The 14465-nt window shown below is 72.7% G+C and carries 10 protein-coding genes; 7 read left to right on the forward strand and 3 right to left on the reverse strand.

All coding sequences use genetic code 11. The features are described from left to right. The coding region (locus tag ACFVZW_RS18605; RefSeq protein ID WP_384522504.1) for a biotin carboxylase N-terminal domain-containing protein at nt 1-1718 on the reverse strand (1718 nt) is incomplete at its 3' end. 325 nt (nt 1719-2043) lie between these two features. Between ACFVZW_RS18605 and ACFVZW_RS18610 the strand changes: the two genes are divergently transcribed. Together ACFVZW_RS18610 and ACFVZW_RS18615 are read left to right on the forward strand one after the other, a co-directional pair. After that, nucleotides 2044-3255: a 4-hydroxybenzoate 3-monooxygenase gene (locus ACFVZW_RS18610; RefSeq protein ID WP_384522506.1), complete on the forward strand. Its 1212-nt coding sequence runs from the start codon at nt 2044-2046 to the stop codon at nt 3253-3255. Nucleotides 3256-3371: 116 nt separating this feature from the next. After that, nucleotides 3372-5153, forward strand: a complete 1782-nt coding sequence (locus tag ACFVZW_RS18615) for a methyltransferase (RefSeq protein ID WP_384522508.1) — start codon at nt 3372-3374, stop codon at nt 5151-5153. 46 nt (nt 5154-5199) lie between these two features. Here ACFVZW_RS18615 and ACFVZW_RS18620 read toward each other — a convergent pair whose 3' ends face one another. Together ACFVZW_RS18620 and ACFVZW_RS18625 are read right to left on the reverse strand one after the other, a co-directional pair. Continuing rightward, entirely contained in the window at nt 5200-6873 is a 1674-nt protein-coding gene (locus ACFVZW_RS18620; RefSeq protein WP_384522510.1) for an acyl-CoA dehydrogenase family protein, read from the reverse strand. Nucleotides 6874-6962: 89 nt separating this feature from the next. Beyond that, the gene (locus ACFVZW_RS18625; protein ID WP_384522512.1) at nt 6963-7580 is read right to left on the reverse strand and encodes a TetR family transcriptional regulator; all 618 of its coding nucleotides are present in this window, start codon (nt 7578-7580) and stop codon (nt 6963-6965) included. Between the two features lie 270 nt (nt 7581-7850). Here ACFVZW_RS18625 and ACFVZW_RS18630 point away from each other — a divergent pair, with 270 nt between their 5' ends. The 5 genes from ACFVZW_RS18630 (at nt 7851) to ACFVZW_RS18650 (ending at nt 14331) form a co-directional block, all read left to right on the forward strand. After that, on the forward strand, nt 7851-8456 hold the full coding sequence (locus ACFVZW_RS18630) for a TetR/AcrR family transcriptional regulator (RefSeq protein WP_384522514.1): 606 nt from the start codon (nt 7851-7853) through the stop codon (nt 8454-8456). Nucleotides 8457-8604: 148 nt separating this feature from the next. Continuing rightward, the gene (locus tag ACFVZW_RS18635) at nt 8605-9528 is read left to right on the forward strand and encodes a TauD/TfdA dioxygenase family protein (RefSeq protein WP_384522516.1); all 924 of its coding nucleotides are present in this window, start codon (nt 8605-8607) and stop codon (nt 9526-9528) included. Between the two features lie 123 nt (nt 9529-9651). Then, a complete protein-coding gene (locus tag ACFVZW_RS18640; protein WP_384522518.1) occupies nt 9652-10977 on the forward strand; it encodes an MFS transporter in 1326 nt (441 codons plus the stop codon). Nucleotides 10978-11091: 114 nt separating this feature from the next. Next, entirely contained in the window at nt 11092-12804 is a 1713-nt protein-coding gene (locus tag ACFVZW_RS18645; RefSeq protein WP_384522520.1) for an aldehyde dehydrogenase family protein, read from the forward strand. A gap of 48 nt (nt 12805-12852) precedes the next feature. Continuing rightward, nucleotides 12853-14331, forward strand: a complete 1479-nt coding sequence (locus ACFVZW_RS18650) for a long-chain fatty acid--CoA ligase (RefSeq protein ID WP_384522522.1) — start codon at nt 12853-12855, stop codon at nt 14329-14331. Nucleotides 14332-14465: the final 134 nt, after the last annotated feature.

Below are 14465 nucleotides of genomic sequence, written 5' to 3' on the forward strand. Positions count from 1 at the left end.
TTGCCACAGGTCCAGCCACCGTCGCAGGGAGTCCCGCCCGTGCCCGCACCGCCGGGCGCCGCCCCCACCACCCCCCACCCCCCCCCCAGGCGCCCGCCCCGGGCGGGGGGGGCGCCCGGCCGCCACGAGGGCGTCCCCCCACCGCGCCCGCGCCCGCCCCCCCGGGCGCGCGCCGCCGCCCCGGGGGGCCGGGGCGCGCGGCTCGGGGGCCGGCCCCCGGCGGCCGGCTCGCCGGCGGACAGCGCCGGCAGCTTGCCGGCCGGGGAGGTCAGCTCGGGCCGAGGGCCGTGCGGCTTGTTCACGGTGACGTCGGCGAGGTAGGTGAGCAGCTTGGTGCCGCGGTCGGCGGAGTGGCGCGCGGTGAGCAGGTGCTGCCGCTGCTCGATGAAGGACGTCGTGACGTGTCCCGCCTGGAAGTCCGGGTCGTCGAGCACGGCCTGCAGGAAGGGGATGTTCGTGGACACGCCCCGGATGCGGAACTCGGCCACCGCGCGCCGGGCCCGGTCGACGGCGGTCCTGAAGTCCCGGCCCCGGCAGGTCAGCTTGACCAGCATCGAGTCGAAGTGGGCGCTGACCTCCGTACCGGCGTGGGTGGTGCCGCCGTCGAGCCGGATGCCGGAGCCTCCGGGAGAGCGGTACGCGCTGATCATGCCGGTGTCCGGGCGGAAGCCGTTGGCCGGGTCCTCGGTGGTGATCCGGCACTGCAGGGCGGCACCGCGCAGGACGACGGACTCCTGCGCGAGGCCGAGGTCGGAAAGGGTCTCGCCGGAGGCGATGCGCAGCTGCGACTGCACCAGATCGATGTCGGTGACCTCCTCGGTCACCGTGTGCTCGACCTGGATGCGCGGATTCATCTCGATGAAGACGTGGTTGCCGTCGCGGTCGAGGAGGAACTCCACGGTGCCCGCGTTGCGGTAGCCGATCCGACGGGCGAACCTCACGGCGTCGTCGCAGATGCGCTGCCGCACCTCCGGGTCGAGGTTCGGGGCGGGCGCGAGTTCGATCACCTTCTGGTGGCGCCGCTGCAACGAACAGTCGCGCTCGAACAGGTGGATGACATTGCCCTCGCCGTCGGCGAGGATCTGCACCTCGATGTGGCGCGGGTCGACGACCGCCTTCTCCAGGAAGACGGTCGCGTCGCCGAAGGCGGACTCGGCCTCGCGGGCCGCCGCCTCGATGGACTCGCGCAGCGTCGCCGGGTCCTCGACCCGCCGCATCCCGCGACCACCGCCGCCCGCGACGGCCTTGACGAACACCGGGAAGCCGATGCCCTCGGCGGCCGCGACCAGCTCGTCCACGTCGGTGGAGGGCGCCGAGGAACCGAGCACGGGCACGCCCGCCTCCCGGGCGGCGGCCACGGCACGCGCCTTGTTCCCGGTCAGCTCCAGCGTCTGCGCGCTCGGGCCCACGAACGTGATGCCCGCCTCCTCGCAGGCGCGCGCCAGTTCCGGGTTCTCGGACAGGAATCCGTAACCCGGGTAGACGGCGTCGGCACCGGCCAGGCGCGCCGCCCGGATGACCTCCTCCACGGAGAGGTAGGCCCGCACCGGATGTCCGGGCTCACCGATCTCGTACGCCTCGTCGGCCTTCAGCCGGTGCAGAGAGTTGCGGTCCTCGTGGGGGAAGACGGCGACCGTGCGCGCACCCAGCTCGTAGCCCGCGCGGAACGCGCGAATCGCGATCTCCCCGCGATTGGCCACCAGTACCTTGCGGAACATCATGATCCCTTCACCCTGCCGGTGATGAGCAACGGGTCGCTACACGTCCCCGCGTACGTCATGCCGTCGGAGCGGCACTCGCCCGCGTCGCGCCCGGCTCGTTTCGGCAACGCTAAGGGCTGCGCCGTGGCCTTCTGAAGGTCCCACGACAGTGACATGGATCATCGCAACGCCGCTGTCCGTGATAGGTACGGACGGGGTACGCGGTGGGGTCCTGGGCGCCCGAGGCGTTCCTCGGCGATGGCAGAATCCTTTTCGCATCATATCGCGCATTCGGGTGATATTTGACTGTCCACATATTTTTCAGTGCCTATGATCCACCGTTGTGACAGAGAGTCAGTACGCCCGGGTCGCCCAGCACTCGGCCGATGTGGTCATCCTCGGTGCCGGCCCGGCGGGCCTGGTCCTGGGGAACCTCTTACTTCGCAGCGGCATCGACTGCGTCGTGGTGGAACGTGCCGGTCGTGACCACGTCCGGAACCGGGCACGGGCGGGGTTCCTCGCCGCGAACACCGTGCGGGTCCTGGCACGCAACGGTCTGGACGAGGGCCTGCGCCGGCGCGGGCAGGAGCACAGCGTCTGCGAGTTCCGTACCGAGGACGGCCGCTTCCGCCTGGACTACCGACGGCTCGGCCAGGGCGAGCCGCACACCGTCTATCCGCAGCACGAGCTGGTCTCCGATCTGCTGGCGCAGTATGTCGATGCCGGAGGGCGGATCCGCTTCGACACCGAGGCGGTCGCCGTGACCGACGCGGACGGCCCCACCCCCGCGGTGACCGTACGGGAGGGCGACGGGCGCCCCGGACGGTGGCGGGCACGGTACGTCGCCGCCTGCGACGGCCGCCACGGGGCGGGGCGGCGCTCGCTTCCGCCCGGCACGGTCCACCGCCACCACCGCGACCACGGCGTGTCCTGGCTGGGCCTGCTCGCCGAGGCGCCGCCGAGCATCGACGCCGTCGGCTACGCGACCCACCCGCGCGGATTCGCCGGGCACATGGCCCGTTCCGCCGAGATCACCCGCTACTACCTGCAGTGTGAACGCGGAACGCGGGCCGACGCCTTGAGCGAGGACCGCATCTGGGACGAACTCGACCTGCGCATGCGCGCGACCGCGTACGGACCCTTGCTGCGCGGCCGGTTCGTCCAGCGCGCCGTCGTCGACCTCGAGTCCGACGTGCTCGAACCGCTGCGTCACGGTTCGCTCTTCCTGGTGGGCGATGCCGCCGCCCTGATCAGCCCGTCCGCCGCGAAGGGCGCGAACCTCGCGGTGCTGGAGGCGGAGATCCTGGCCCAGGCCCTGACCGCGGACCTCGCTCACGGCGACCCCGAGCCCCTGGCCTCCTACTCGGAGCGGTGCCTGGCCCACATCTGGCGTGCCCAGGAGTTCTCGCACTGGATGATCCGCCTCCTGCACGACGCCCCGGGTTCCGAGGGCGCCTCTCTCTTCCAGGAGCGTCTGCGCCACTCCCGGATCGCCTCGCTGCGCACCTCGCGGACCCAACAGGACTGGTTCGCCGAGAACTACGTCGGCATCTGACCGCCCCCCTTCTCCCTCTCAACGCCCCGTTCCGGGTCAGGCCCTGGGCTGCCCGTGCCTGTGCACGGCATGCTCCGGTGTCGGCCCGGGCTTCCTCCTTCACACACGGACAGGGAATGCACTCCGAACATCCCTTCACCATGCCCGCGGCCACGACGACGGCGACCACCACGCCCACGACCACGCCGGCGGGGAACGCCGGCGACGACGCGGGGCGGCTGAGCGCGACGGCCGCGTTCGTCCGGGAGCAGGACACGTCCCTCCTGCTCTCCCGCGTGCTGCCCGGCCTCGACGGTCCCGAACTGCGGGCGTTGACCGACCGGTGCCGCTTCGCGCACGCCGCCGTGCTCGTGTTCCCACCCGACGAGCAGGCGCTGCGGACGGACCTGGCGGCATGTGGGCTGCCCGCCGACGCACAGGCGCAACCCAGTGTCGTCGTGCGCGAACGGCTCGCGGCGCGTCACCGCCGCAAGCCCGCGGATCTTGACGTAAGCATTCTCCGTCCCCTGGTCCGCGGCCCCGCCGAAGAACACCGGGCGGTCGAGGTGTTCGCGCTGACGGTGCCGCCGGGTTCCGGGCTGTCCGGGATCGCCGCCGAGGAACGCCGCCTGGACCACGAGGCGCACCTCGCCTTCGACGTCGACCGGCCCGACCCCCTGGTGCTGCGCGGGCTGTTGGCGAGTTTCGCGCGGCACGGCGCGATCGCCGACGGAGGCGGCTACAACCCGCACGAGGACGGCACGGTGTTCTACTTCACCGCCCCCGCCGACACGAAGACGGCGTATCGGCGCGTCGAGCTGTACGCGAGCGGAGACCACCGTGACGTACTGACCGAGCACCTCGGGCCCCTCGCCCCGGCGGGACAGGCGCGACGGGCCGGCGAACCGCAGCCGGCGGAAGCGCTCCTGTGGCTGCTGACCGGTGCCTGGTCCACCCAGGCCCTGGCGGCCTGCGCACGGCTTCGGCTACCGGAGGCCATGAACCGCCACACCGGGGTGCACAGTTCAGAGCTGGCCCGGGCCGTCGGCGCCGACCCGCAGAGCCTGGCGACCCTGCTGCGGTACCTCGCCATGCTCGGCGTGGTCTCCGAAGGCCCCGACGGATTCCGCCTCACCGGCGTCGGCGCACTCCTGGACGCGGAGGCCCCGGGCTCGATGCGGCCCCTGGCGCTGATGTACGGCGGCCCGTTCTATCAGTCCTTCGCCCATCTGACCCACACCGTACGCAGCGGACAACCCGGCTTCGAGCACCTCTACGGCGAGAACCACTTCGACCACTTCGCCCGCGACCCCGAACTCGCCACCCTGTTCGACCAGTCCATGGTGTCGAGCGCCGCCATGTTCGATGCCCTCCCCGCGCACCCGGTCCTGACCGCCGCCGCCACCGCCCCCGGCCGCCCTCGCACCGTGGTCGACATCGCCGGCGGCACCGGAGAACTCCTCGGCCGCATCCTGACCGCCCACCCCACCCTGCGCGGCATCCTCCTCGAACGCCCTCAGGTCCTCGCCGCGGCGCGCACGCACCTGGCCGCCACCGATGCGGGCGGGCGGTGCGGCTACCGGGCGGGCGACTTCGCGGACGTACCCCCGGACGGCGACGTCTACATCCTCTCCCGCGTCCTGCACGACTGGGACGACGACCGCTGCCGCAGCATCCTGCGACACTGCGCCGACGCCATGCCCCGGCATGCGGACCTCCTCATCGTCGAACGCCTTCTGCCGGCCGACGCCACCCCCTCGCTCGCCACCGCGTGGGACCTCCACATGATGTGCAACACCGGAGGCCGCGAGCGAACGGCCGACCACTACGCCCGGCTGCTCGAAGACCGCGGCCTCGAACTCCTCGGCCACACCCCGCTCGCGCTGGGCGCCCACGCCCTCCACGCCCGCAGACCCTGACGTGCCGGCCCGCCTGGAGGGGACGACCCCTCCAGGCAGGCCGCTCCTATCCCAGACCGACAGGAAGGCGGTCGATGATCCCCGCGAGGTCCGTGCCCGTCGACAGCGTGCCGAAGGCCAGGCCCCGGTCGCCGGCCAGCCTGGAGGCGCAGAAGGCGTCCGCCACCGGAGCGGGGGCGTGTCGTACGAGCAGGGAGCCCTGCAGGACGAGGGCCAGGCGTTCCACCAGGCGCCGCGCGCGGAGTTCGGCGTCCTCCGGTCGTGCCAGCTCGCCCAGCACCTCCCGCCATGCGGCGTCGAGCCGGGCGTCGGCGCCCGCCGCCGACTCCACCTCGGCGCGGAAGGCCTCCAGTGACTCCGGCTCTCGGAGCAGCGCGCGCAGCACGTCGAGGGCGTTGACGTTCCCCGAACCCTCCCAGATGCCGTTGAGGGGCGCCTCCCGGTACAGCCGGGGCATGCCCGAGGCCTCGTCGTAGCCGTTGCCGCCCAGGCACTCCAGGGCCTCGGCCACGGCCGCCGGCTGGCGCTTGCAGACCCAGTACTTGCCGACCGCCGTGGCCAGGCGGAGGAACGCCCGCTCGCCGGCGTCGCCGCGCTGGGCGCGATCGGTCGCGCCCGCGACCCGCAGGGCGAGGGTGGTGGCGGCCTCCGACTCCAGGGCCAGGTCCGCCAGGACGTTGCGCATGAGCGGCTGGTCGATGAGCTTGGCGCCGAACACCGAGCGGTGGCGGGCATGGTGGGCGGCCTGCGCGAGGGCGGCGCGCGTGCCGGAGGCGGAGCCGAGGATGCAGTCCAGGCGGGTCATGGTGACCATGTCGATGATGGTCCGCACGCCCTTGCCCTCGGCGCCGACCAGCCAGGCCACCGTGTCGTCGAACTCGGGCTCGCTGCTGGCGTTGGAGCGGTTGCCGAGCTTGTCCTTCAGACGCTGGATGCGGAAGGTGTTGCGACTGCCGTCGGGCAGCACGCGCGGGACGAGGAAGCAGGACAGGCCGCCTGGCGCCTGCGCGAGGACGAGGAACAGGTCGTTCATCGGGGCGCTGGTGAACCACTTGTGCCCGCGCAGCCGCCAGCTCCCGTCGGCCGTCCGCACGGCCGTCGTGGTGTTGGCCCGTACGTCGGTTCCTCCCTGCTTCTCCGTCATGCCCATCCCGGCAAGCAGACCGCGCTTGGCACCCGGCGCCTTCAGCGCCGGGTCGTACCCGCGGCTGGTCAGCAGCGGCTCGTACTCCTTCGCCAGCTCGGGGGAGTGGCGCAGCGCCGGCACCGCGGCGTACGTCATCGACACCGGACAGCCGTGTCCCGCCTCGGCGGAGCTCCACACCATGAAGCCCGCCGCGCGCGCCACATGGACGCCGGGCCGTTCGTCGGCCCAGGGCGCGCCGGCCAGACCCTCGCCGATCGCGACGTCCATCAGGGAGTGGTACGAGGGGTGGAAGTCCACCTCGTCCACGCGGTTGCCGTAGCGGTCGTGGGTGCGCAGCACGGGCTCGTAGCGGTTGGCCTCCTCGGCCCAGCGCTGGACCTCCTCGCTTCCGGTGCGACGGCCGATCCGGTGCAGATCGTCGAGGTACCACTCGGCGCCCTCACGACGTACGCCCTCCAGCAGGACCGGGTCCTCGGCGACGTCGTGGCCGACCAGCGGAGGGGCCTGGTTGGTCACGTCGTGGGTGCGGGCGGTGGGGTTGCTGACCGGCCGGGTGTCGGCGGTGCTGGTCATGGTCGTGTCCTTCGGGGTCGTCGGGAGGAGTGGCGGAGCCGTCGGGAAGGGTGGTGCGGTCGTGACCCGTGCGAGTCGGGTGGAGCCGGTCAGCCGGCCGGGGCCTGCCCGGCGCCCAGGCAGCGCAGGGACATCGCGGTCAGCTCGGCGATGAGCTGTTCGGAGGGTTCCCCGTCGGACGCCCCGAGCGGGTCCACCAGCACCTCGCCGATGGCGCCGGTCAGGGCGGCGGCGGTGACCTCCGGGTTCTGGGGCGGCAGCACGCCCGAGGCCACCCCCTCGCTCACGACCTCGGCGAACAGCGTCCGGTACCGGCGCCGGAACTCCAGGCGCTCGGCACCGACGGCGGGCTCGGCGGGCGCCGCGAGCAAGGCGTAGGCCAGGCCCCGGCGTTCGAGGGACCGCCGGGCGAACACCTCGACGCCTCGAGCGAGTCGCTCGACGGGATCACCCGGGCTGCGCAGCACCTCGCCCAGCACCTCGACCTCACGGCCGGAGGCGCGCCGGAAGACCTCGACGGCCAGCGCCGCCTTGGACGGGAAGTGCTGATACACCGAGCCGGCCGCGATCCCGGCCGCGGCTGCGACGGCGTTCACCGAGGCCTGCGCCCAGCCCACATCGGCCACGACGTCGGTGGCCTGCTGGACCAGATGCTCCCGCGCGCTGCTGAGCCGAGCCAGCTCGGCCGGGGTTTTGCGGTATGCCATGGAAGCAGTGAATCATCGTTCAGACCTTCATGCCAGACGCGAGCACGCCCTGGCGAGAACGATCAGGAGCGCGGGATGCACCTCAGCGCCATGCTGGACGGCGCCGTCCGCAAGGGCGCCGCGGGGCCGGTCCCGTCGTCAGGCCTTGCCGTCGGGTGGCCGTGGTGGGTGGGCGGCCCGTTCGGCCGCGGACGGGGGAGTGGGGAAGGGATCCCCGCGGCCCGCGCGGCCGGAGTGGATGATCATCGTCGGCGCCCGTAGGGTCAGGGCATGGTCGACGAGCAGGTGGGGCGGGGCGGCGGGCGAGGTCCTGGGCGGCCCCGGGAGGAGCGGGTCACCCGCGCGGTGCTGGACGCCGTGGTCGCGCTGGTGGCCGAGCAGGGCATGGGCGCGGTCACGATGGACGCGGTGGCCGCCCGGGCCGGGGTCAGCAAGCCGTCGATGTACCGGCGATGGCCGACCAAGCAGGACCTCGTCATCGCCGCCGCCGAGTCGCGGGTCGGTCCGTTGTCCGTCCCGGACATGGGCGACTTCCGTGCCGAGCTGCGAGCCGTGCTCACGGCGCGTCTGGAGGCGTACCGCACGCCCGGGGTCGACCGGCTGCTGGCCGGTGTGATCGCCACCGCGGCCGATGCGGACGCCGAGCGTGGCGCGTACGGGGAGTACACCGCGCGGGTCGCGGCGGAGACCCGGAACATCCTCGAGCGGGGGATCGTACGCGGCGACGTCCGGCCCGACATCGACGTGGACGCGGCGGTGACGATGGTCGCCGCCTCGCTGGTGTTCCGGATGATCGCCGAACAGCGCATGCCCGACGAGCGGTTGGTGGACGCGGTGGTCGACCTCATCGGCCGCGCCGTCGGCGCCACGCCCTGACGGTTTCCTCGGCATTTCACCCGACGGGTTCCTCGGATGGGGAATTCGTTACCGGTAGTTTTGAAATTGACGGCCGCAACCCCTTGCCGACGGCGTCGCCACATATCAATACTGCCGGTATCGAATCTTCGAGCCGTTCGGAGGGACCATGGACGCCACCGTCGCCGCCCCCAAGCCCGTACTCGACAAGCCCCTGATGTACTACGGGACACGTGTGCTCGACCGCATGTCGCCCGGCACCCCGGAGACCCGGTACGAGATCCTCGACATCGCCCCGCTCACTCCGCACTTCGGCGCCGTGCTCGGCGGCGTCGACCTCGCCCAGGGGATCGGCGAGGCTCTCGCCGAGGAGCTGCGGCAGGCGCTGCTGGAGTGGAAGGTGATCTTCTTCCGCGATCAGACCGGCTTCACCGCCGAGCACCAGCTCGCGCTGGCCGGCGTCTGGGGCCCGCCGGAGCCCAACCCGTTCTTCCCCGGGACCGAGCACGCCGGGGTCTCCCGGCTCGCCAAGGACGCCAAGTCCAAGGGGAACAAGAACATCTGGCACAGCGACCACTCCTTCATGGTCAACCCCGCCCTCGGCTCGGTGCTGCGCGCCATCGAGGTCCCGGCCGCCGGTGGGGACACGATGTGGGCGGACATGGGCGCCGCGTACGACAACCTCTCGGAAGAGCTCAAGGAGCGGATCGAGGACCTCACCGCGGTCCACGACTGGGAGCCCAGCTGGGGCGCTCTGATGAACGACGAGCAGAAGGCGGCCTTCCGCGAGAACTGGCCGCAGGTCGAGCACCCGGTCGTCGTGCGCCACCCGCGCAGCGGCCGCCGGACGCTCTACGTCAACGAGCCCTTCACCACCCGCATCGTCGGCCTCTCGGACGCCGAGAGCCGTGAACTGGTGGACGAGCTGGTGCTGCAGGCCCGCATCCCCGAGTACCAGGTTCGCTTCCGCTGGGAGCCCGACTCGATCGCCATCTGGGACAACATCGCCACCCAGCACTACGCGATCAACGACTACTACCCGCGGCGCCGGGTGATGGAGCGCATCGCGATCGAGGGCGTCCCCCTCTCCTGATCCCGGGCATCTCCGGTCCGGGGCCGGCCTCCGGCCCCGGAACCTCGAACCCCGCCGTCCTTCTCCTGCTCTGTCGCCCTCCCCGCCCGGCAACGACGCCGGCCGCACCCCTCCGGAGGATCCGTGACCGCCGCTGACACCACGTCGAGGCAGCTCGGCGATCCGACGTCGGCAGACCGCGGTACCAGGTCCCGTGCCTGGACCGTCACCGGTCTGCTCGTCGTGTTCATGATGATCAATTTCGCGGACAAGTCCGTGCTGGGACTGGCGGCCGACGAGATACGCGCCGATCTGGGCCTCAGCGCCACCCAGTTCGGCCTCGCCAACAGCGCGTTCTTCCTGCTCTTCTCGGTCGCCGCCGGCGTGGTCGGCATGTACGCCGACAAGGTGCGGCCCACCACGGTGATCCTGGTCATGGCGCTGCTCTGGTCGGTGGCCCAGGTGCCGCCCGCCATCGGCGGCGGGCTCGCCGTGCTGATCGGCTCCCGGATCGTGCTCGGCGCCGCCGAGGGCCCCGCGTTCCCGGTCGCCCAGCACGCCACGTTCAGCTGGTTCCCCGACCACCGGCGCAACCTGCCCGGAGCCCTGGTCACCCTCGGCGTCACCCTCGGAGTGATCACCGCCGCCCCCGGACTCACCTGGATCATCGACAACCACCACTGGCGCACGGCCCTGTGGGTGCTCGCCGCCATCGGACTGGGCTGGGCGGTGGCCTGGCACTTCCTCGGCGGGACCGGACCGCACCGGACCGCTGACGCACCGGCCCGCGGAGCCGCCGCCCCGGTCGGCGCCGACACCCCCGAAGCCGCCGACGAGCCGGTCCCCTACCGGCGTATCTTCTCCACCCCCACCTGGCTCGCCGTCACCGCCGCGTACTTCACGTGCTATTGGGCCGTGGCGCTGATGCTGGTCTGGCTGCCCTCCTACCTGCACAACGGACTCGGCTACTCCTCCGCCGAAGCCGGCCGCCTCGTGGTGCTCCCGTGGGTGATGGGCGCGGTCGTCCTGCTGACGCAGGCAGGTGTCACCGGATGGCTGATGCGGCGCGGCGTCAGCACCAAGTGGGCGCGCGGCGGCGTCGGCGGTGCGACGCTCGCTCTCGGCGCGCTCGCATGCCTCGGCGTACCCCTGGTGGACGGCACCGGCGCCAAGACCGCGCTGCTGGCCATCGGATTCGGCCTCGCCGGCTCCTACGCAGCCGTCGCGGCCACCACCGTCTCCGAACTCGCTCCGCCCGCCCGCGCCAGTGGGGCCCTCGGCGTGATGAACGCCGTGGTCACCACGGCGGGGCTGGCCGCTCCCGCCATCATCGGATTCATGGTCGACAAGCAAGGGCCGGACGGCTATCAGAACGCCGTGATCATCACCGGCGCGATGCTGCTCGTCGGCGGGCTGCTCTCCGCCACCCTCGTCAACCCGTCCCGCGACCGGGCCCGGCTGCGCGCCTGATCCCCTGGGGCGAAGGCGCGGGAAGCGCAGCCGCGCACCGGACAGCGCCGCGACGAGCCGCGTCCCGCCCACACCCTCCGGCCATCCCCACCCTCGACCAGGAGTTGACAGCCCATGACCTCCGTCTCCGCCCTCGACACCGCGCAGTTGGACCGCGCCGTGGCCGAACTGTGCGCAAGCGCCGAGACCTGGACGGCCTCGCCGATCGCCGAGCGGATACCGCTCCTGGAGCGCATGTTGCCGCGGATCGCCGCGCGCGCCGCGGGAATGGTCGCGGACGCCGCCGCGGCCAAGGGCTTCGCCCCCGACTCCCCGTGGGCCGCCGAGGACTGGATCGGCGCCCCCTGGGCCCTCGCCCAGGGGGTGAGCGCCCACCTGCACGTGCTGCGCCGGATCGCCGCCGGCAAGCCCCCCGTCGACCCGGGCGCCGTGCACGAGCGCAACGGGCGGGCCGTCGTGGACGTCTTCCCCGCCACCGGCTGGGACACGCTGCTGCAGAACGGGACCACCGCCCAGGTGTGGACCCTCCCCGGCACCACGGCGCGCCAGGTCCTCGACCGGGCCGCCGGGGAGTACCGGGGACGCGCCGGCCGACCCGCCGTCGCGCTGGTGCTGGGCGCCGGCAATGTCGCGGCCATCACCCCGCTCGACATCCTGCACAAGCTCTACGCCGAAGGCCAGACCGTCATCGCCAAGATGAATCCGGTCAACGACTACCTCCGCCCGCACTTCGCGTACGTATTCGACGAGTTCGTCGACCGGGGCTGGGTGCGCTTCGCCGACGGAGGCGCCGATGTCGGCGGCTACCTCGCCGCCCACGACCACGTCGACACCATCCATGTCACCGGCAGCGAGCGCACCCACGACGCGATCGTGTGGGGTACGGACGAGCAGGCCGCCGAGCGCCGCCGCACCGACAGGCCGCTGAACGCCAAGCCCTTCAGCAGCGAACTCGGCGGTGTCACACCGTGCATCGTGGCGCCGGGCGACTGGAGCGCCGCCGACTTCCGGTACCAGGCCGAGCACATCGTCACCAGCAAGATGAACAACTCGGGGCACAACTGCGTCGCCAGCCAGATCCTGATCCTGCCCCGTGACTGGGAGGGCAGCGACCGGCTGCTGGGCGAGATCCGCCGCGTGCTGCGCGAACTGCCGCCGCGCACCGACTACTACCCGGGCGCGGGCGACAGGCTGGACGCGGTCCTGGCCGCCCATCCGCAGGCAGAGGTGCTCGGTGACGGGAAGTGCCGGGTCCTCGTCCCCGATCTCACCGTCGAGGACGACGTCATGCTCACCGACGAGGTCTTCGGCAGCGCGCTCGGCGTCGTCCGGCTTCCGGGAGCCGACGCGGACGTGTTCCTCCGCGAGGCCGTGGACTTCGCCAACGACAGGCTGCCCGGCACCCTGGGCGCGACGCTCATCGTCCACCCCGGGACCGAGCGCGCCCACCGCGCCGCCGTCGACTCCGCCGTCGCGGGGCTGCGCTACGGCACCGTCGGCGTCAACGCCTGGTGCGCGATCGGCTTCCTGCTGGGGTACACCCCTTGGGGCGCGTACCCCGGCCACACCCGGCAGGACATCGGCAGCGGCGTCGGCTTCGTGCACAACGCGCATCTGCTGGAGGACATCGAGAAGACGGTGCTCCGCTCGCCGTTCGCGCCCGCCCCTCGCGGTCTGTTCACCGGCTCGCCCTCACTGGCGCCGCGTCCGCCGCACTTCGTGACCAACCGCACCGCCCTGACGACCCTCGAGCGGCTGACCCGCTTCACGGCGGCACCCTCCGTCGCCAAGCTCCCGGGCCTCTTCGCCTCCGCCCTGCGCGGCTGACCCCGCCGCTCCGGCACTGTCCCGCCCCTGCTCCCCGAAAGCCGCCCCATGAACCTCGCCGAGATCCTGTCCCGCACCGCCACCGAACACGGCACCCGCACCGCCGTCGAGCTGGGCGGCGACGCCCTGACCTACGCCGAACTCGACGCGGCCGCCGGCCGGGTCGCCGCGCTGCTCGCCGGCCGGGGCGTCGCCCCAGGCGACCGCGTGTGCGTGATGCTGCCCAACGGCCTCGACTTCCCCGTCCTCTACTACGGCATCCTGCGTGCCGGCGCCGTCGCCGTCCCCATGAACCCGCTGCTGAAGCCGCGGGAGATCGCCCACTACGTGCGCGACTCCGGCGCGGTGCTGCTGTTCGCCCACGAGATGTGTGCCGCCGACGCGGCGCGGGGCGCCGAGGGCACCGCGGCGACCGTACTCCCGCTCGCCGCGGGCACCCTCACCGACCTGCTCGCCGAGCACCGGGAGCCGGCCGCCACGCGGCCCCGCGCGGACGACGACACCGCCGTACTGCTCTACACCTCCGGCACCACGGGCTCCCCGAAGGGCGCCGAACTCACGCACGCCAACCTGATGCGCAATACCGAGATCTGCTCGGCCTCGCTGCTCCGCCTCACCCACGAGGACGTGCTCCTGGGCTGCCTGCCGCTGTTCCACACCTTCGGCCAGACCTGCGCGATGAACGCCGCCTTCGCGGCCGGCGCCCGGCTCACCCTGATGGCCCGCTTCGATCCGGCCCAGGCGCTCGGGACCGTCCAGGACCGGGGCGTCACCGTCTTCGCCGGGGTGCCCACCATGTACGCCGCGCTGCTCGCCGCCCGCACCGCGCACCCCCAGGCGCACGACGTGGCCACCCTGCGCCTGTGCGTCTCCGGCGGCGCCTCCCTGCCCGTCGAGGTGCTGCACGGCTTCGAGAAGGCCTTCGACGCGCCGGTACTGGAGGGCTTCGGGATGTCCGAGACCTCTCCCGCCGCCTGCTTCAACCACCTCGACCGCCCGCGCAAGGCCGGCTCCGTGGGCACCCCGATCGACGGCGTCGAGCTGCGACTCGTCGACGTGCACGACGGTGTCGGCGAGCTGTGCGTGCGCGGTCACAACGTCATGAAGGGCTACTTCGGCCGCCCGGAGGCCACCGCCGAGGCCATCCGGGACGGCTGGCTGCACACCGGCGACCTCGCCCGCGTCGACGAGGACGGCTACTACTACATCGTCGACCGCAAGAAGGACCTCATCATCCGCGGCGGCTTCAACGTCTACCCGCGCGAGGTGGAGGAGGTGCTGTACGAACACCCCGCCGTCGCCGAGGCGGCGGTCGTCGGCCTGCCCCATCCGACCCTCGGCGAGGAGGTCGCGGCCGCCGTCGCGCCGCGCCCTGGGGCGGACGTGACGACCGACGAACTGCGGGAGTTCGTACGGGAGAGGGTGGCGCCGTACAAGTACCCGCGAGAGATCAAGCTGGTGGAGGCGCTGCCGAAGGGCGCCACCGGCAAGATCCTCAAGCGGGAGATCGCCTTCGGCGACGTGTGACCCATGACGGGTGCACCGTTCGGACGCGGAGCACCACGACATCGTCCGGCGGACGAGACCCCCGGCCCGGGGGGGGGGGGGGGCGCGCGGCGGGGCGCGGCGGGGCGGGGCGGGGCGCGGGAGATAGGTGGGTG

Source organism: Streptomyces sp. NPDC059567 (genome assembly GCF_042735655.1).
In the GTDB taxonomy this organism is placed as follows: Bacteria; Actinomycetota; Actinomycetes; order Streptomycetales; family Streptomycetaceae; genus Streptomyces.